Annotated in this window: 16 protein-coding genes and 1 pseudogene; 12 read left to right on the forward strand and 5 right to left on the reverse strand. The window is 72.3% G+C overall.

Going from position 1 to position 17,411, the window contains the following annotated elements; translation table 11 throughout:
* Positions 1–56 precede the first annotated feature (56 nt).
* Both G3I54_RS10470 and G3I54_RS10475 read left to right on the forward strand, forming a co-directional pair.
* Positions 57–1,412 carry an ankyrin repeat domain-containing protein gene (locus tag G3I54_RS10470; RefSeq protein WP_164613361.1) on the forward strand — a complete coding sequence of 452 codons (1,356 nt, stop codon included), beginning with the start codon at positions 57–59 and terminating at the stop codon, positions 1,410–1,412.
* A gap of 63 nt (positions 1,413–1,475) precedes the next feature.
* Positions 1,476–1,688 (forward strand): annotated as a pseudogene (locus tag G3I54_RS10475) (deoxyxylulose-5-phosphate synthase); the annotation flags it as partial.
* Between the two features lie 41 nt (positions 1,689–1,729).
* Here G3I54_RS10475 and G3I54_RS10480 read toward each other — a convergent pair.
* Both G3I54_RS10480 and G3I54_RS10485 read right to left on the reverse strand, forming a co-directional pair.
* Positions 1,730–3,079: an MFS transporter gene (locus tag G3I54_RS10480; RefSeq protein WP_164613363.1), complete on the reverse strand. Its 1,350-nt coding sequence runs from the start codon at positions 3,077–3,079 to the stop codon at positions 1,730–1,732.
* On the reverse strand, positions 3,076–3,741 hold the full coding sequence (locus tag G3I54_RS10485; protein WP_164613365.1) for a winged helix-turn-helix domain-containing protein: 666 nt from the start codon (positions 3,739–3,741) through the stop codon (positions 3,076–3,078). Before G3I54_RS10485 ends, G3I54_RS10480 begins: the two co-directional genes overlap by 4 nt.
* A gap of 209 nt (positions 3,742–3,950) precedes the next feature.
* On the opposite strand from G3I54_RS10485, the gene G3I54_RS10490 reads away from it, so the two are divergent.
* A complete protein-coding gene (locus G3I54_RS10490) occupies positions 3,951–5,378 on the forward strand; it encodes an NAD(P)/FAD-dependent oxidoreductase (protein ID WP_164613367.1) in 1,428 nt (475 codons plus the stop codon).
* A gap of 61 nt (positions 5,379–5,439) precedes the next feature.
* Here G3I54_RS10490 and G3I54_RS10495 read toward each other — a convergent pair whose 3' ends face one another.
* The gene (locus tag G3I54_RS10495; protein WP_164613369.1) at positions 5,440–6,459 is read right to left on the reverse strand and encodes a zinc-binding dehydrogenase; all 1,020 of its coding nucleotides are present in this window, start codon (positions 6,457–6,459) and stop codon (positions 5,440–5,442) included.
* Positions 6,460–6,520: 61 nt separating this feature from the next.
* Between G3I54_RS10495 and G3I54_RS10500 the strand changes: the two genes are divergently transcribed.
* The 9 genes from G3I54_RS10500 to G3I54_RS10540 all read left to right on the forward strand — a co-directional run bounded on the left by G3I54_RS10500 (position 6,521) and on the right by G3I54_RS10540 (position 15,060).
* A complete protein-coding gene (locus G3I54_RS10500; RefSeq protein WP_164613371.1) occupies positions 6,521–6,829 on the forward strand; it encodes a metalloregulator ArsR/SmtB family transcription factor in 309 nt (102 codons plus the stop codon).
* Between the two features lie 358 nt (positions 6,830–7,187).
* Complete coding sequence (locus G3I54_RS10505) at positions 7,188–8,207, forward strand: aldo/keto reductase (RefSeq protein WP_164613373.1); 1,020 nt, start codon at positions 7,188–7,190, stop codon at positions 8,205–8,207.
* Between the two features lie 220 nt (positions 8,208–8,427).
* The gene (locus tag G3I54_RS10510; RefSeq protein WP_164613375.1) at positions 8,428–9,294 is read left to right on the forward strand and encodes an alpha/beta hydrolase; all 867 of its coding nucleotides are present in this window, start codon (positions 8,428–8,430) and stop codon (positions 9,292–9,294) included.
* Between the two features lie 147 nt (positions 9,295–9,441).
* Entirely contained in the window at positions 9,442–10,017 is a 576-nt protein-coding gene (locus G3I54_RS10515) for an SMI1/KNR4 family protein (RefSeq protein ID WP_239144322.1), read from the forward strand.
* Between the two features lie 158 nt (positions 10,018–10,175).
* The gene (argC, locus tag G3I54_RS10520) at positions 10,176–11,204 is read left to right on the forward strand and encodes an N-acetyl-gamma-glutamyl-phosphate reductase (RefSeq protein ID WP_164613377.1); all 1,029 of its coding nucleotides are present in this window, start codon (positions 10,176–10,178) and stop codon (positions 11,202–11,204) included.
* On the forward strand, positions 11,201–12,355 hold the full coding sequence (argJ, locus tag G3I54_RS10525) for a bifunctional glutamate N-acetyltransferase/amino-acid acetyltransferase ArgJ (RefSeq protein WP_164613379.1): 1,155 nt from the start codon (positions 11,201–11,203) through the stop codon (positions 12,353–12,355). Before argC ends, argJ begins: the two co-directional genes overlap by 4 nt.
* Complete coding sequence (gene argB, locus G3I54_RS10530) at positions 12,352–13,296, forward strand: acetylglutamate kinase (RefSeq protein WP_164613381.1); 945 nt, start codon at positions 12,352–12,354, stop codon at positions 13,294–13,296. The genes argJ and argB overlap by 4 nt, the downstream gene beginning before the upstream one ends.
* Complete coding sequence (locus tag G3I54_RS10535; protein ID WP_164613383.1) at positions 13,293–14,498, forward strand: acetylornithine transaminase; 1,206 nt, start codon at positions 13,293–13,295, stop codon at positions 14,496–14,498. Before argB ends, G3I54_RS10535 begins: the two co-directional genes overlap by 4 nt.
* 25 nt (positions 14,499–14,523) lie before the next feature.
* Positions 14,524–15,060, forward strand: a complete 537-nt coding sequence (locus tag G3I54_RS10540) for an arginine repressor (RefSeq protein ID WP_019764598.1) — start codon at positions 14,524–14,526, stop codon at positions 15,058–15,060.
* A 10-nt stretch (positions 15,061–15,070) separates the two neighbouring features.
* Here G3I54_RS10540 and G3I54_RS10545 read toward each other — a convergent pair whose 3' ends face one another.
* Together G3I54_RS10545 and G3I54_RS10550 are read right to left on the reverse strand one after the other, a co-directional pair.
* Positions 15,071–15,784: a L,D-transpeptidase family protein gene (locus tag G3I54_RS10545; protein WP_164613385.1), complete on the reverse strand. Its 714-nt coding sequence runs from the start codon at positions 15,782–15,784 to the stop codon at positions 15,071–15,073.
* A gap of 97 nt (positions 15,785–15,881) precedes the next feature.
* On the reverse strand, positions 15,882–17,339 hold the full coding sequence (locus G3I54_RS10550) for a HEAT repeat domain-containing protein (protein WP_164613387.1): 1,458 nt from the start codon (positions 17,337–17,339) through the stop codon (positions 15,882–15,884).
* Positions 17,340–17,411 lie beyond the last annotated feature (72 nt).

The raw sequence follows: 17,411 nt of genomic DNA on the forward strand, positions 1-17,411 counted from the left end.
CGGGGTTTTCTGCCCGTTCGGACCTGAGGCGCATCACGGAGCGGGGGCGGCGAAGCATGGGCGCGGAAGAACTGGTGGCGGCGGTTCGGCGGAGGGACGCGGAGGCGGTGACCGCGTTGCTGGGGGCGGGAGCGGACCCGGACACCCGCACGGACGACGGCCTGCCGGTGCTGTGCCTGGCGGTCGACGCCTATGACACGGCCGTCGCGGGGGCTCTGGTCGAGGGCGGCGCCGACCCGGACCGCGTGCTGCCGGACGGAACGACCGCGCTGGTAAGGGCCGTCGAGGGGGGCTCGCCCGCGATGACGGCGGCCGTGCTGGGCCGGGAGCCCAGGTTGCGCCTTCCGGAGGACCGGAGGACGTACCTGCTCTCCTTGGCCCGGGACCGGTACGAGCGGGGCGCGGAAGCCGTGCTCCGGGGCAGGGCGGGCGGAACCGGCCCGGTCCGTCGGCGCCGCGTGAAGGACGACGCGTACGACCACGTGACGCAGGTGACGCTCGGCGATGTCACGGTCCGCGCCGGACACGGAGCGATCCTCACGGACCTGGAGTGGGCCTTCCGGGTCCTGACGCCCGTGGAGGAGCTGATGACCAGGGCCGTGGCGCCGCGCGACCGGGACCATGTCGACCGGTCGTCCGCCCGATGGGTGCTCGGCGAACGCCGCAGCAAGGAGACATGGACCGCCGTCACGGAGTACCGCCACAGCCCCGATCCGGAGCACCGCCACTTCGTCCTCGACGTGCTTGGTCACTATGAGTTGACGGGTTCGAGCCGGCGGAACTCCTACGAGAAGGAGACGGCGGATCTGCTCGTGGACTGGGCCGCGGAGGGGGAGGACGATCCGGGTGTCCTCGCGGAGGTGCTCCGCGCCCTGGGCGAGGTGGTGCACCGGGAAGCGGAGGCCGTGGGGCTGCGGCACGCCGGTCACCCGGACCCGCGCGTCCGTGCGCAGGTCCCGGGCCTCCTCCTCGACCGGGACCACACACCCCCCAGGGCCGGCGCGGCGGCCCGGGCCGCACTGCTGGAACTCGCCGCGGACGAGCACGGGACGGTGCGTGCGATGACCGGCGGGGTCCTGGCAGCGGCCCACGACGGAAGCCCCGCTTTCACGGACGCCGTCGTCGCGCTGCTCCGGGATCCGGTGGACGAGGTGCGGGCCCGTACCGCGGAGGCCGCGGCCGACGGCACGGACGGCACAGCGGCGGTCGCCGACGCCCTGGTGGCACTGCTCGACGAGGACGACCTCGGAACCCGGCTCGACGCCGCGTACGGCCTCCTCCGTCGGAACGACCCACGTACCGGGAAGGCGATCGACCGCGTGGGATCGCACGTCCGCCCCGGCTACGAGCACGACCACCGCCTCGCCGCGCTCTGGAGATGGGAGTGGGACCGGAAGGATCGCGAAGCGTGAGGAAACCGCCCGCCCGGACGGCGCCCCGATCCACGTGACTTGGACGACCCGCCTGCTCGGTCGGGAACGTCGTGAGCGGGACCGCGGCGGCGGGACATCGCGGCATGGCGGGCCCTCGGCGTGCTGCTCAACGCGGGCGTGGGCTTTCACAAGAGCTGCTGCGGCGGGCCCGGACACCGGCCTCGGGGGCTGCGTGAGGTGCGCGAGCGGATGACGTACGCGCGGCGCAGCGGTACGCCGGTCGCCGAGGCGCTCGTACGGTACAACGTGCCGTAGCGCGTGAGTGCCCGAGCCGGGCACTCACGCCCCCGCAAGCATCATGTCGCCGCGTCCGCCCGGTCCTGCGAGGCGTCCACCTGTTGCTCCTGCCCGGTCCGCTGCTCCGGGGCGCCCCGCCCACGCGTACGGTCCATCTCGCGCCACTCAGGCCGCAGTCCGGCCAGATTCGTGGTGAGGAAGTACGCGGCACCGCAGGCGACCAGCACCGGTGCGAGGCCGGCGGCGGTCACCGCAGCTCCGGCGATCAGCCCACCGAGCGGGATACCGGACCAGGCCAGAGAGTCGCCGAGGGCGTTGACGCGGCCCAGCATCCGGCGTGGCACCCGCTCGATGAGGACGGCCCCCAGCACCGGGTTGACGAAGCCCGCGCCGAACCCGCTGAGTGCGAAGACGGCCAGTACCACCCCCAACGGGGCATCGAGGGCGAGGGCCAGGAACCTCGGCGCCCCGGCCAGCAGGAACCCGCCGAGCACCACCACCCTCCGCCGCAGCCGGTGCGCGACCGCCGCGGCGATCAGGCTCCCGCCGACCCCCGCGGCGCCCATCACGCCGCCCATCAGGCCGATCGCGGCCGGCCCGTTGCCGGACTCCCTGGCCCAGACGGGCACGAGCACCGAGACGAACGCGGCATCCAGCAGATTGGTGATGCCGACCATGACGGTGACGGTCAGCAGCAGCGGTTCGCCGCGCAGGAAGGCGAAGCCTTCGCCGAAGCGTCGCCAGTAGCCCGGTTCCGGCTCCCCGGCGGGTGAGGGGGTCTCCTCGGCCGGACGCCCCATGCCGGGAGGCAGCGCGAGTCTGATGATCACCGAACCGAGGGCGAAGCAGCCCGCGTTGACGGCGAGCGCGGTCAGGGGGCCGAGCAGCGCCACCAGTGATCCGCCGACCGCCAGGCCGACGGTGGAGGCGAGCCGCTCGACCACGCCGGACAGACCCGTGGCCCGCTCCAACGGCACCCGGCCGCGCTCGGCCGCTTCCGGGACCATCACCTCTTTTGCCGAATCACCGGGGCCCCGGGCCGCGCCGATCAGGGCGACCAGGGCCAGCAGAAGAGGAAAGGAGAGCAGGTCCCGGGCGTGGAGCAGCGGAATCGCGGCGGCGGCGGTCGCGCTGGCCAGATCGGTGGTGCGAGAGACGGCCCGTGGGCCGATCCGGTCCACCAGCGGGCCGGTGAACGCCTTGACCACCACATAGGGCGTCATCTCGCAGAAGGCGACGAGTCCGGTCTGGGTGGCACTGCCGGTCGTGACGAGCACGAACCAGGGCAGGGCCACCACGGAGATCCGCGTGCCGGTGAGCGACACGGCCATGGCCGCCAGCACCCCGCCCAGCGGCCGTAAGGATCTCCTGCCGGACAGGGCGTCGGCCTTCGAGGTCCCGTCCGTCATGATGTCGGGCCTTCTTCCGCTTCCTGGGGGCCGGAAGAGGACGACGGCTCGGAGGGCGCGTCCAGTTCGGGCAGGACCTGCGTGATCACGGCGACCCTTTCGGCTCCTTCCGGGGCGTTCGCCGCCGCACCCGGGTCGTCCCGCCGGTAGCGCGAGATGACGTCCTTCAACTCCCGGTCCAGGGCGGCGGCTTCCTCGGGGGTGAGGCGCAGGGCCCAGTCGCTCATGTCGAAGGTGTTGCGCCATGCGCGGGGCATCGTCTGGAGCCCGTTCAGGGTCTGCTGGGTGCGCAGGCTGTAGATCGCGGCGACGGACTGCTCGTACGCCAGTGCCGCCTCGGGCTCCCGCTCGGCCAGCTCCGGATCGTTGAACCACGTCGTCCGGTGCACCGAACGCCACCAGCGCTCCCGGGCGTTGCCGCGCTCGGTGTCCTCCTCGACGAAGCCCGCCGCGCCGAGCTGCCGCAGGTGGTAGCTGGCCGTCCCGGAATTCACCCCCAGCCGCTCCGCGAGGCGGGTGGCCGTCGACGGGCCGTACTTCCGCAACAGCCCGACCAACTGCACGCGTACGGGATGCGCCAGGGCGCGCAACCCCTTGGCGTCCAGAACCACCGCGTCCGCGTCGACATCCGGGTCGCCCGGCCTCTCCGCTGCATTCGTCATGCGGCACACGGTAGTCCGCAAAGGACTCTTCGCAAAGGGTTCTTCGCAAAGGACTCTTCGCAAAGAACTGTTCGCGAAGAGCCCTTTGCGGTGCAATACGGTGAAGTGAAGTGAAGTGAAGTGCGGTGTCGTGCCGTGCCGTGCCGGGCCGTTCGGTTTGGTTCGGTGCGGTTCGTTCGCGGGACGCCGTGGCCATTAGGGTCGCTCGCGTGACTACCGCGATCGTTGTCGGCAGTGGGCCCAACGGGCTCGCCGCCGCTGTCGTCCTCGCCCGCTCGGGGGTCCGGGTCACCGTGCTGGAGGCGGCCGACGAGATCGGCGGCGGTACCCGCTCGGGCGAGGTCGTCATGCCGGGGCTGCTGCACGACCACTGCTCGGCCATCCACCCGATGGCAGCCGGATCGTCCTTCCTGCGGAGCCTCGATCCGGAGCGGCACGGGTTGAGCTGGCGTCGGCCGGAGATCGACTGCGTCCACCCGCTCGACGGCGGCGAGGCCGGCGTGCTGCACCGTTCGGTCGAGGCGACCGCCGCCGGGCTCGGCCGGGACGGTTCACGCTGGCGGCTGGCGTTCGCCGGGCCCGCGGCCCGCTTCGATCTGCTGACCGAGGACATCATGGGGCCGCTGGTGCACCTGCCCAGGCACCCGCTCGCCCTGGCTCGGTTCGGCCTGCCGGCCCTGCTGCCGGGCTCGGCCGTGGCGCGCCTGTTCACCACCGAGCGGGGCCGGGCGTTGTTCGGCGGGGTGGCCGCGCACGCGTTCCGGCCGCTGCACCATCCGCTCTCCGCCGCCATCGGCCTGGGCATCATCACCGCCGGGCACCGGCACGGCTGGCCCGTCGCCGCCGGCGGATCGCGGTCGATCACGGCGGCGCTGGCCTCGGTCCTCGCCGAACACGGCGGCACGATCGAGACCGGCGTCGAGGTGCGGCACGCACAGGACCTGCCACCCGCCGACATCACGATGTTCGACCTCGCGCCGCGGGCCGTCGCCGACATCGTCGGCGACCGGCTGCCGCCCCGCGTCGCCCGCGCCTACCGGCGCTTCCGGCACGGCCCGGGCGCCTTCAAGGTCGACTTCGCGGTCGACGGCGGCGTGCCGTGGGCGAACCCGGACGCCCATCGGGCCGGCACGCTCCATCTCGGCGGCCCGTACGCCGAGATCGCCGCCACCGAACGGGACATCCACGCGGGCCGCATGCCCGAGCGCCCGTTCGTCCTTGTCGGCCAGCAGTACCTCGCCGACCCCCAGCGCTCCGTCGGCGACATCCACCCCCTCTACAGCTACGCGCACGTGCCCCACGGCTACACCGGCGACGCGACCCAGGCGGTGATCAACCAGATCGAACGGTTCGCCCCCGGATTCCGGGACCGTATCGTCGGCCACGTGGCCCGATCCACCACAGACATGCAGGCCTACAACCCCAACTACGTGGGCGGCGACATCGTCACCGGCGCCAAGGACCTGCGCCAGCTGGTCCTCGGCCCGCAGTCCACGCTCTCCCCGTACGACACCGGTGTCCCCGGCCTGTACATCTGCTCGGCCGCCACACCGCCAGGACCGGGCGCGCACGGCATGTGCGGCGCCAACGCGGCCGAGGCGGCCCTGCGCCACCTCCACCGCCCGCGCCCGGCCTAGCCCCCGCCCGACGGGCCCAGGGCTTCCGGGCAGGGGGCCAGGCACCCTTCCCGTCGCCCGATCAAGGTGAAGGCGTCGTCCGGTGCGGTGGCTCGTCGAGGGGGTGCACGGCGACGGCGATCTTGCCGCGGGGGCGTCGGCGGCCCTCGCCGGGAGAGCCGCCCTCCAGCAGCGTGTGCGCGTCCGCGATGTCGGCCAGCGGCAGCACCTCGCCGATCACCGGCCGGAGCTCGCCCCGGTCGACCAGCCGGCTGAGGGCGTCGAGCTTCGCCCGGCCGGGGCTGACGAAGAGGAAGTGGTAGGTCGCGTTCACGCCCCACGCGGCGAGCAGGTTCTGCGGCTCGGGGATGTCCACGATGGACACCACGCGGCCTCGGTCGGCGAGGACCTCCGGGCTGCGGGTGAGAGTGTCCCCGCCCACCGTGTCCAGCACGACGTTCACCCCGCCCAGCTCGCGGACCTGCGGTACGTAGTCCCCGGCCGAGAAGTCGATCACGGTGTCGGCTCCCAGCCCGGTGACGAACTCGTGGTCCTTCGCCCGCGCGGTGGTCACCACCTCGGCTCCCAGCGCGTGGGCGACCTGGATGGCGGCCGAGCCGACCCCGCCCGCTCCGCCGTGCACCAGGACCCGTTCCCCGGCCTGCACCCCGGCTCGTTCGACCAGCGCCTCCCACGCCGTCACGCCCACGAGCGCGAGGCCGGCGGCCTCGACGTGCGACAGCCGCGCGGGCTTGCGGGCGACCAGGGCCTGGTCGACCACGTGGAACTCGGCGTACGTCCCCTGCCCGGCGAACACCGGCGCCAGATACCAGACCTCGTCGCCCGGCTGGAATTCGTCCGCCCCGGGGCCGGTGTCGACCACCACGCCGGACACGTCGTTGCCGATCACCGCCGGCAGCGGCACCTGGTCGCGGTAGTCGCCGCGCCGGGTCTGCAGATCGAGGGGGTTCACGGATGTGGCATGCACGCGCACCAGCACCTGGCCGGGGCCGGGAGTGGGTCTCGGCAGCTCTCGGGCGGCGAAGGCGGTGTCCGCGGCGCCGAAGTGGACGAGTTCCATCACACGCATCGAAGTCGACATGCGGCAAGCGTAGATCGTCATATCGCGAATTGCCAATATGTCCCTGCGTTACGATCACGGCATGTTCTCGGAGGCGGAGTTGCTGGCTGTGTTCCGGGCCCTGTCCAACCCGGCTCGCCGCCAGATGCTGGTGTGGCTGAAGGAGCCGATGAGCTTCCCGGGTCAGGAGCCCGGCGATGTCGAGATCGGTGTCTGCGTGAGCGACATCCAGCAGCGTGCGGGGCTGGGGCAGTCGACCACCTCGCAGTACCTCGCGATGCTGCGGCAGGCGGGGCTGGTGATCGCCACCCGGCGGGGCAAGTGGACCTACTACCGCCGCGACGAGGCGAACATAGCCCGCCTCTTGGAGACCCTGCACGACGTGTTCTAGATCCTGGCGCGGCTCCGGGGCGGCACCACCGCGCCGGCGTGTGCCGGGCTCGATCCCCGCTGCGGCGACCTCGGCGCTTCGGCCTGTGGTGGGCGCCGGCTTCTCCGTCCTGATGGTGGTTGACTAAGCGGAACCTTGTTCCGTATCGTATGCGGAGCAAGGTTCCGCTTTGGGCTGAGTCGAGGCGGGGCGCGCAGTCCGCCCTGCCCCCGACCGCCCCACCCGTCGCCGCCCGGCGAGACCGGCAGCAGGGCCGCGGGAAGAGGCTTGACGCTCCGCTCGCTTGTGGTGGCAGGGCCCCGGGTCGGCCCCACGCGCGGTGCCGACACCCACCGATCCGTCATGGAGGAACACAGCCATGCAGCACCGCACCTTGGGCCGCACCGGTGTGCAGGTCAGCTCGCTCGCGCTCGGCGCGATGAACTTCGGCAAAATCGGGCGCACCACCCAGGACGAGGTCACCGCCATCGTCGACGCCGCCCTGGAAGCCGGGATCAACCTCATCGACACCGCCGACGTGTACGGCGGCGGTGAGTCGGAGGAGATGGTCGGCAGGGCTGTCGCCGGCCGCCGCGACGACGTCGTGCTGGCCACGAAGGCCGGTATGCCGATGGGCGAGGAGCGCAACCACCGGGGCGGCTCGCGCCGCTGGCTGGTCGCCGCGCTGGACAACAGTCTGCGCCGTCTCGGCGTCGACCACGTCGACCTCTACCAGGTCCACCGATGGGACCCGAGCGCCGGCGACGAGGAGACCCTGTCGGCCCTGACCGACCTGCAGCGCGCCGGGAAGATCCGCTACTTCGGCTCCTCGACGTTCCCCGCTCACCGCATCGTGCAGGCCCAGTGGGCCGCCCGTGAGCACCGCCTGAGCCGCTACGTCACCGAACAGCCCAGCTACTCGATACTTCAGCGCGGGGTCGAGACCCACGTCCTGCCCGTGACCGAGGAGTACGGCCTCGGTGTGCTGGCGTGGAGCCCGCTGGCCTCGGGCTGGCTGTCCGGAGCGGTCCGTGAGGGCCGCGAGATCGCCACCAATCGCTCCACGTTCATGCCGCAGCGCTTCGACACCGCACTCCCGTCCAACCGGGCCAGGCTCGACGCGGTCGAGCGGCTCGCCAAGGTCGCCGACGGCGCCGGTCTGACGATGATCCAGCTCGCCCTCGGCTTCGTGACCGCGCACCCCGCCGTGACCGGCGCGCTCGTCGGCCCTCGCACGCTGGACCACCTGCACTCGCAGCTCGCCGCCGCCGACATCGTGCTCTCCGGCGACGTGCTGGACGCGATCGACGCCATCGTCGCCCCCGGTGTCGACCTCGCCGCACACGAGAAGAACGACACTCCGCCCGCGCTGCTCGACCCGTCACTGCGTCGCCGGTAGCCCTCCGAGGGCGGTATCCGCGCCATCCGTATCCGAGCCACTCGCTCCGGTTCCCGGGCGCCCCGGCCGTCGTCGAGGCGCCCGGGAGGGGGCGGGCCGGGTCAGGGTCGATCTCAACGGGGCGCCACCCTTCTAACCGTATAAAGGCGTTTGACAGGTTAGGTCATTCCGTGTTTACGTGGCCAGAGCTAACCGGACCAGACGATCAAAGGGGTTAGATATGCGTGCGGTGCGCCACCGGACCGAGACTGTCGACGGCCATGAGATCTTCTACCGCGAGGTCGGCCCCGCCGACGCCCCCGCGATCGTCCTGCTGCACGGCTACCCGACCAGCTCGTTCATGTTCCGCGAGCTCATTCCGCTGCTGGCCGACGACTACCACGTCATCGCGCCGGACCACCTCGGCTTCGGCCACTCCGACGCCCCCCTTGTAGGGGAGTTCGAGTACACCTTCGACGCCCTCGCCGACCTCACGTCCAAGCTCCTCGATCAGCTGGGCCTGGACCGCTATGCCCTCTACGTCCAGGACTACGGCGCCCCCATCGGGTGGCGCCTCGCGCTCAGGCACCCCGAGCGGATCTCCGCTCTCGTCACCCAGAACGGCAATGGCTACGAGGACGGTTTCATCGAGTCGTTCTGGGCCGATGTCTGGGCCTACGGGGCGAACCCCGGCCCCGACACCGAACCCGCCGTCCGTGCCGCGCTGAGCATCGACGCCATCCGCTGGCAGTACACGCACGGCGTGCCCGACCCGAGCCGGATCAGCCCGGACACCTGGGAGCGCGACGTCGCCCTCGTCTCCCGTGAGGGCAACGACGAGGTCCAGCTGGCGCTGTTCCGCGACTACCGGAACAACCGCCCGCTCTACCCGCTGCTGCACGAATTCCTGCGCACCAGCGAGGTGCCGGTGCTCGCCGTGTGGGGCCGCAACGACGAGATCTTCGGCCCGGACGGCGCACGGGCCTTCGCCCGCGACGCCAAGGATGCGGAGGTGCACCTGATCGACGGCGGCCACTTCCTGCTGGAGAGCCACCTTGACGTCGTCGCGGGCTACCTGCGCGGCTTCCTCGGGCGCGTGCTGAGGTGACGACGCGGCATGGTCGGCAACTCGGCAAGCTGGTTGGCCGGCATCGAGGCAGGTGCCCTGTGTGACCGAGCGAGTGATCGGCCCCATCGGCCAGGTCCGCGCTCATCGGCTACCCGATGGACGCCCGCTCTCAGTAACGTCCGTTCCATGACCGTCCTCCAGGCACTGGATGCCCTCGTCCGCCTCTGCCCATCGCCCGCCGATCCGCCGCCCGCGGTGGACTGGGCGCAGGCCGAGCACGCCCTCGGTACGGCTCTGCCCGCTGACTACAAGCAACTCGTCGAGACATACGGCGACGGCGTCTTCGACGAGACGATCTGGCTGCTCGTTCCCGACTCCATCCACGACGCATTCAATCTGCGCGTGCAGGCGACGGAACGGGACGGGGTCCTGGCCGGGCTGTGGGAAGTGGGCGAGGAGAAGCCGGTCGGCCTGCTGGAGGCGGGGGCGCGGATCCTGCCGTGGGCATTCGACGGGTTCAGCGGGGCGTTCCTGTACTGGCTGGCACGGCCCGGTCGGCATCCCGACGAGTGGACCGTGCTCTACAACGAGGGGCAGGGCCCGCTGTGGGAGCCCCACGACATGGGGTGCCTCGACTTCCTGCTGGCGGTGCTCACAGGGGCGGCGGAGACGGAGTACTTCGGCCACCTCCGCGAAGTGCTGAAGCCGACGGAGCACCGCTTCGCGTCGGCCGATCAGATCCTCGGAACGCCCAGGCGGTGACGCCGCAGGCCGCTCTCGGCGTTCCCGCCAGGGGTGTTCGTTCTCCTCGTTTGCCGACTGGGCTGCACCGGCACGGCTGAGGCGGGGAGGGTCGGCAGGCTCTTTGCATAAAACTGCGTCGATGCGTATAGTCATGCCATCGATCAGGAGGGTTACCGATGGTGGTACGAGCAGCAGTGGCAGGGGCGAGCGGATACGCCGGCGGGGAGCTGCTCCGCCTTCTGCTGGCGCACCCCGAGGTCGAGATCGGCGCCCTCACCGGGTACTCCAACGCCGGGCAGACTCTCGGATCGCTCCAGCCGCATCTGCGGCCGCTGGCCGACCGGGTGCTGGAGCCCACCACCGCCGAGGTCCTCGCCGGTCACGACGTCGTCTTCCTGGCGCTCCCGCACGGGCAGTCCGCCGCCGTCGCCGAGCAGCTCGGGGCGGACGTTCTCGTCGTCGACATGGGGGCCGACTTCCGGCTCAAGGACGCCGGTGACTGGGAGGCGTTCTACGGGTCACCGCACGCCGGGACCTGGCCCTACGGGCTGCCCGAGCTGCCGGGCGGGCGGGCCGCGCTCGCCGGGTCCAAGCGGATCGCCGTGCCGGGGTGCTACCCGACCGCCGTGTCCCTCGCGCTCTTCCCGGCGTACGAAGCGGGCATCGCCGAGCCGGAGGCCGTGATCGTCGCCGCGTCGGGCACCTCGGGTGCGGGCAAGGCGGTCAAGCCGCATCTGCTCGGCTCCGAGGTGATGGGCAACATGACCCCGTACGGCGTCGGCGGCGGGCACCGCCACACCCCCGAGATGATCCAGAACCTCAGCGCCGCCGCCGGTGAGCCGGTCACCGTCTCCTTCACGCCCACCCTCGCGCCCATGCCGCGCGGCATCCTCGCCACGTGCAGCGCGAAGGCGAAGCCCGGCGTGAGCGCGGAGAGCCTGCGCGCGGTGTACGGGAAGGCGTTCGCGGACGAGCCGTTCGTGGACCTCCTGCCCGAGGGGCAGTGGCCCGCCACCGCCGCGGTGTACGGCTCCAACGCCGTACAGGTCCAGGTCGCCCACGACCCGGCCGCCGGACGGATCATCGTCATCTGCGCCATCGACAATCTCGCCAAGGGCACCGCGGGCGGCGCCCTGCAGAGCATGAACATCGCCCTCGGACTCCCCGAGGACACAGGTCTCACGACGATCGGAGTTGCACCGTGAGCGTCACGGCAGCACAAGGGTTCTCTGCGGCGGGCATCGCCGCGGGAATCAAGGAGAGCGGGAACCCGGACCTGGCCCTCGTGGTCAACAACGGGCCGCGCCGCGCCGCCGCGGGCGTCTTCACCTCCAACCGCGTCAAGGCCGCCCCGGTGCTCTGGTCGGAGCAGGTCCTCAAGGGCGGCGAGGTCACCGCCGTCGTCCTCAACTCCGGTGGCGCCAACGCCTGTACGGGGCCCAAGGGCTTCCAGGACACCCACGCCACCGCCGAGAAGGTCGCCGAGGTGCTGGACGGCCACAGCGCCGGTGAGGTCGCCGTCGCCTCCACCGGGCTCATCGGTCTTCTGCTCCCCATGGACAAGCTGCTGCCCGGCATCGAGCAGGCCGCCGCCGCGCTCAGCGAGCACGGCGGCGAGAAGGCCGCCATCGCCATCAAGACCACCGACACCGTGCACAAGACGGCCGTCGCGGGCGGCGAGGGCTGGACCGTCGGCGGCATGGCCAAGGGCGCGGGCATGCTTGCCCCGGGCCTGGCCACCATGCTCGTCGTCCTCACCACCGACGCCGATGTGGCGGCCCCCGAGCTGGACGCCGCCCTGCGCGACGCCACCCGGACCACCTTCGACCGGGTCGACTCCGACGGCTGCATGTCCACCAACGACACCGTGCTGCTGCTCGCCTCCGGCGCCAGCGGCATCACCCCGGACCAGGGTGAGTTCGCCGAAGCCGTACGGACCGTCTGCGACGACCTCGCCCGGCAGCTGATCGGCGACGCCGAGGGCGCGTCCAAGGACATCCGGATCGAGGTGATCAACGCGGCCACCGAGGACGACGCCGTCGAGGTCGGCCGGTCCATCGCCCGTAACAACCTCCTCAAGTGCGCCATCCACGGCGAGGACCCCAACTGGGGCCGTGTCCTCTCCGCCATCGGCACGACCAAGGCCGCCTTCGAGCCGGACCAGCTCAACGTCGCCATCAACGACGTCTGGGTCTGCAAGAACGGGGGAGTGGGCGAGGACCGCGACCTCGTCGACATGCGCTACCGGGAGGTCAAGATCACCGCCGACCTCGCCGCGGGCGCCGAGTCGGCCGTCATCTGGGCCAACGACCTCACCGCGGACTACGTCCACGAGAACAGCGCGTACAGCTCGTGAGCGCCGCGCGGAAGCACACCGCACTCCCGAAGGCGCAGATCCTCATCGAGGCCCTGCCCTGGCTGACCCGCCACAACGGCAAGACCGTCGTCATCAAGTTCGGCGGCAACGCCATGATCGACGAGGAGCTGAAGGCCGCCTTCGCCCAGGACGTCGTCTTCCTGCGGCACGCCGGCCTCAAGCCCGTCGTCGTGCACGGCGGCGGCCCGCAGATCAGCGCCCAGCTCGACAAGCAGGGCCTGGTCAGCGAGTTCAAGGCCGGGCTGCGCGTCACCACCCCCGAGGCGATGGACGTCGTCCGGATGGTGCTCGCCGGACAGGTCCAGCGCGAGCTCGTCGGTCTCCTCAACCAGCACGGCCCCCTCGCCGTCGGCATGACCGGCGAGGACGCCCACACCATCACCGCCACCCAGCACCGGCCCACCATCGACGGCGAGTCCGTCGACATCGGCCGGGTCGGCGAGATCACCGCCATCGACACCGGGGCCATCCAGGCTCTGCTCGACGACGGCCGTATCCCGGTCGTCTCCTCCATCGCCCGCTCCGCCGACGACCACCACGTCTACAACGTCAACGCCGACACCGCGGCCGCCGCGCTAGCCGCCGCCCTGAACGCCGAGACGCTGATGGTCCTCACGGACGTGGAGGGGCTGTACGAGGACTGGCCCAACAGCGACGACGTCATCAGCCGGCTGACCGCCAGTCAGCTGGAGAAGCTGCTGCCCGAGCTGTCCAGCGGCATGGTCCCCAAGATGCAGGGCTGTCTGCACGCCGTGCGCAACGGTGTCGAGACCGCCCGCGTCATCGACGGCCGGGTCCAGCACTCGATCCTGCTGGAGATCTTCACCGACGAGGGCATCGGCACCATGGTCGTGCCGGACGCCCCCATCGACGTACACGCAGCCGACGTACACACAGGGCCTGAACAGGGGGCATCATGACCGGCACCGACAGCGGCGGACTCACCTCGCGCTGGCAGGGCGCGCTGATGGACAACTACGGCACGCCCCGGCTGCCGCTCGTCTGCGGCGAAGGCGCGTACGTCTGGGACGAGGACGGCACCCGCTACCTCGACTTCGTCGGCGGCATCGCGGTCAACGCCCTCGGCCACGCCCACCCCGCCGTCGTCGAGGCCGTCTCCACCCAGATCGCCTCCCTCGGCCATGTGTCGAACCTGTTCATCGCCGAGCCGCCCGTCGCGCTCGCCGAGCGGCTGCTCCAGCTGTTCGGCCGTCAGGGCCGGGTCTTCTTCGCCAACTCCGGCGCGGAGGCCAATGAGGCCGCCTTCAAGATCGGCCGGCTCACCGGGCGCACCCACATGGTCGCGACCGACGGCGGCTTCCACGGCCGGACGATGGGCGCGCTCGCCCTCACCGGCCAGCCGGGGAAGCAGGAGCCGTTCCGGCCGCTGCCCGGCGACGTCACGCACGTGCCGTACGGAGACGCGGACGCCCTGCGCGCAGCCGTCACCACCGACACCGCGCTCGTGATCATCGAGCCGGTGCAGGGCGAGAACGGCGTCGTGGTCCCGCCCAAGGGCTATCTGGAGGCGGCCAGGGAGATCACCCGGGCGACCGGCGCCCTGCTCGTCCTGGACGAGGTGCAGACCGGGATCGGCCGCTGCGGCCAGTGGTTCGAGCACCAGGCCCACCAGGGCGTCGAGCCCGACATCGTCACCCTCGCCAAGGGCCTCGGCGGCGGTCTGCCGATCGGTGCGACCGTCGCCTTCGGCCCGGCGGCCGACCTGCTGAAGCCGGGGCACCACGGCACCACCTTCGGCGGTAACCCGGTCGCCTGCGCCGCCGGACTCGCCGTCATCGACACCCTCGCGGCCGACGGAGCGCTCGACGAGGTCAAGCGGCTCGGCGAGAAGATCCGCGACGGCGTGGAGGCGCTGGGACACCCGCTGGTCTCCCATGTCCGCGGCAGTGGCCTGCTGCTGGGTATCGTGCTCACCGGACCCCTCGCACCGCAGGTGCAGCAGGCGGCCCAGGGAGCCGGCCTCCTGGTGAACGCGCCCGCCCCCGATGTCGTACGGCTGATGCCGCCGCTGATCATCGGTGACGCGGAGGTGGACGCGTTCCTGGAGATCCTGCCGAGCGCTCTCGACGCGGCACACGGGGACGGACGATCCGGAGCATGACCCTCCGGAGAATGAGGCGACGACGATGACCGAGGCGCAGGAAACCGAGCACGGCGGGCCGTCCGTGCCGCAGACCCGCACCGCCCGCCACCGCCGGATCGTGGACATCCTGAACCGGCAGCCGGTCCGCTCGCAGAGCCAGCTGGCCAAGCTCCTCGCCGACGACGGGCTGAGCGTCACCCAGGCGACGCTCTCCCGCGACCTCGACGAGCTGGGCGCGGTGAAGATCCGCAACACCGGCGGCGAGCTGATCTACGCGGTGCCGAGCGAGGGCGGATTCCGCACCCCGCAGGCGCCGCTGGGCGGCTCGGCCAAGGAGGAGCGGATGCGCAGGCTCTCGGCCGAACTGCTCATCTCGGCGGAGGCCTCGGCCAACCTCGTGGTGCTGCGCACGCCGCCGGGCGCGGCCCAGTTCCTCGCCTCGGCCATCGACCAGGCCGAACTGCACGACATCCTCGGCACGATCGCGGGCGACGACACGCTGATGCTCATCAGCCGCGACCCGAACGGCGGCCAGGCGCTCGCCGACCATCTGCTGAGGCTCGCTCAGAACGACCGCTGAGAAGTTCCGTTCAGTAGCGCGTGATCGCGGTCGGGCCCGAAGAGGTCCCGACCGCGATGTGCGGTTCCCGCTCCGGCTTCGCCCACGCCAGGATCTCCGCCATGGCGTCGGCGGGTACGGACACACAACCCGCCGTCGCCCCGCGCCCGTTCACATGCAGGAAGATGCCCGCGCCCCGGCCCAGTACCGGGCGGTCGTAGTTGAAGCCGATCACCAGCGCCCGGGCGTACTGCGTGCCGTAGGAGACCAGGTGCTCGGCCTCCGCCGCCCGGCAGTGGGAGGGCCGCGGTTCCACCCAACGGTTGTACGCATCCGAGTCGTTGTCCTGGCACCACCAGGAGTCCTCGTTCACCTTCCGGTACGGATACGTCGTGCCGGCCGGGGCGTCCTCGATGCCGAAGGCGTACGGCAGGTCGTAAAGACCGGTCGGCGTGGTGCTCGTGCCCTGCTCCCGGGTTGCGCCGTCGGCCAGCCCGTTCGCCCCGAACCGCGCGGGCGCGGAACCCGCCTCCGTCCACCGGCCCCCGCGCCGCTCCCACCAGGTCACCGTGCCCGTCGTGGAGCCGGTGTCCGGGGCCTCGGCGGTGATCAGCTGGGAGCCGCCGCCCGTGTCCGCCAGCCGGTCCGGCAAGGGCGGCGGTACGTCGGAGGCGTCGGCGGGCCCGGCCCCGAGGGAGCCGGCCAGGGCGAGGAGTGCGGCGGCGGTCACCAGTGATCTGCGCATGCTCCGGACCGTACGGCGACCGGCGGACCCGCCCCACCGGACCTGCTCCGTACGGCCCAGCGGCGCACACCGGACGGGGCCTCACCGGGCGGGGGCGTCACCGGTACCCGGGCTCCGGCCGCCGCTGCCGCCCCGCCGCCCGCAACAGCCGATCCGCCGCCACCCGCACCGCACGCGGCCGGTCCGGCCCACTCCGCTCGCGCAGCAGGAGCTCCGGAATTCCGGCGGCGTCCGGCAGCAGGGCCCGGGTCGCCGCCCGCACCACGGCCGGGCTCGGGTCGTCCAGCGACGGCGTCAGCCGCTCCCGTTGCACCACGTCCAGCGCGCGCAGTCCGGTGATCGCGTTCAGGCGCACGGCGGGCAGCGGGTGCTCGACGAGAGCCCACAGCGTTTCGGCGTCCGCCGCCCGGTCGCCGCACTCGCCGAGGCCCGCGGCGGCTCCGGGGCGCGCGGCGGGATCGGTGCACAGGCTCCGGTAGACGGGCAGCGGGTCGACGCCGCCCTGCCGCAGTACATAGCGTGCGCAGGCCCGTACGACGGCGGAGCGGTCGGCGAGGAACGGCTCCGCCTCACCGTGCCGCCCGGCCCGCCGCAGCGCGGTCACCCCGGCCGAACGCACCCGGGGCGAGCGGGCCGCCAGCAGCCGGTCGAGCACGGCGGCCACGTCCGGGTTCACGGCCGCGCTCGGATCCACGGCCGCGTCCGGGTCCACAGCCGAGTCCGGGTCCACGAGCCCGGCCGGCTTCACAGCCGCGCCCGGGTCTACGGCCGCGCTCGGATCCACGGCCACGCCCAGGTCCACGGCCGCGCCCGGATCCATGGCCCCACCCGGCTTCACGGCCGCGACGGCGGCGTCCGCGCAGAGGTCCTGGAGGGTGACATCACCGCAGCTCGCCGCCGTGTCGGCCAGCTGCGTCGGCGTCAGCAGCGCGCGGTCCACCGCGATCCGGTACGCGAGTCTGTACGTCGCCCGGTCCGGGTGGGCCGTCAGCGCCAGCACCCCGGCCGCCGGGCCCTCGCGCAGCGCGTCCTCCAGCAGAGCGCGCGCGAAGTCGCCCCGGTCCCGTCGCGCCAGCCGCAGGATCAGCTCGGCCAGCGGGAACAGGTCGCCGCCGGGCAGTTCGGCGAGCAGCGTCCGGGCCTTCTCGCGGACCGGAGAAACCCAGTCCGCGCACCGCACCACCAGCAGCGGGCGCAGCTCCGGGTCGGTGCGGGCCACGTCCAGGGCCGCCTCCCGGACCCGCCCGTCCCGGTGGCACAGGGCGACAGCGGGAGGCGGTGGCGGCGGCGAGGCCGGGGGAGCGGCCCGGGAACCCGTACGTCCGCGCAACCGGTCCAGCAGCGTCGGGGCCGGCCGCCGCGGCTCCCCGGGCGGGCGGGTCCACAGCCAGGGGCGGTCGTCCAGATTCCGTACACCGGCGTCGAAGGCCAACCAGGCCCCGGCCGAGGCGATGTCGAACGCCTCCGCCGGAGTCTCGCCCTCGCACACCCGCACCACGGCTCGCACGGTCTCCCCGTCCCGGCCGTCCCAGCTCTCCACGGCTGCCCCCTTCATCGGCTGCCGATGCTAGAGGCGTTCCGGCCGAGGAGCGTCGGCATTTTCCGTCCGCACGGCTGCGTATACCGC

Source organism: Streptomyces sp. SID14515, from assembly GCF_010548505.1.
Lineage (GTDB): Bacteria > Actinomycetota > Actinomycetes > Streptomycetales > Streptomycetaceae > Streptomyces > Streptomyces caviscabies.

What these genes read in the sequence shown, in the direction of transcription:
- G3I54_RS10470 (WP_164613361.1), top strand. Translation starts at nt 57, where the DNA reads ATGGGCGCGGAAGAACTGGTGGCGGCGGTTCGGCGGAGGGACGCGGAG.
- G3I54_RS10480 (WP_164613363.1), bottom strand. Translation starts at nt 3,079, where the DNA reads ATGACGGACGGGACCTCGAAGGCCGACGCCCTGTCCGGCAGGAGATCC.
- G3I54_RS10485 (WP_164613365.1), bottom strand. Translation starts at nt 3,741, where the DNA reads ATGACGAATGCAGCGGAGAGGCCGGGCGACCCGGATGTCGACGCGGAC.
- G3I54_RS10495 (WP_164613369.1), bottom strand. Translation starts at nt 6,459, where the DNA reads ATGTCGACTTCGATGCGTGTGATGGAACTCGTCCACTTCGGCGCCGCG.
- G3I54_RS10500 (WP_164613371.1), top strand. Translation starts at nt 6,521, where the DNA reads ATGTTCTCGGAGGCGGAGTTGCTGGCTGTGTTCCGGGCCCTGTCCAAC.
- G3I54_RS10505 (WP_164613373.1), top strand. Translation starts at nt 7,188, where the DNA reads ATGCAGCACCGCACCTTGGGCCGCACCGGTGTGCAGGTCAGCTCGCTC.
- G3I54_RS10510 (WP_164613375.1), top strand. Translation starts at nt 8,428, where the DNA reads ATGCGTGCGGTGCGCCACCGGACCGAGACTGTCGACGGCCATGAGATC.
- G3I54_RS10515 (WP_239144322.1), top strand. Translation starts at nt 9,442, where the DNA reads ATGACCGTCCTCCAGGCACTGGATGCCCTCGTCCGCCTCTGCCCATCG.
- argC (WP_164613377.1), top strand. Translation starts at nt 10,176, where the DNA reads ATGGTGGTACGAGCAGCAGTGGCAGGGGCGAGCGGATACGCCGGCGGG.
- G3I54_RS10535 (WP_164613383.1), top strand. Translation starts at nt 13,293, where the DNA reads ATGACCGGCACCGACAGCGGCGGACTCACCTCGCGCTGGCAGGGCGCG.
- G3I54_RS10540 (WP_019764598.1), top strand. Translation starts at nt 14,524, where the DNA reads ATGACCGAGGCGCAGGAAACCGAGCACGGCGGGCCGTCCGTGCCGCAG.
- G3I54_RS10545 (WP_164613385.1), bottom strand. Translation starts at nt 15,784, where the DNA reads ATGCGCAGATCACTGGTGACCGCCGCCGCACTCCTCGCCCTGGCCGGC.
- G3I54_RS10550 (WP_164613387.1), bottom strand. Translation starts at nt 17,339, where the DNA reads ATGAAGGGGGCAGCCGTGGAGAGCTGGGACGGCCGGGACGGGGAGACC.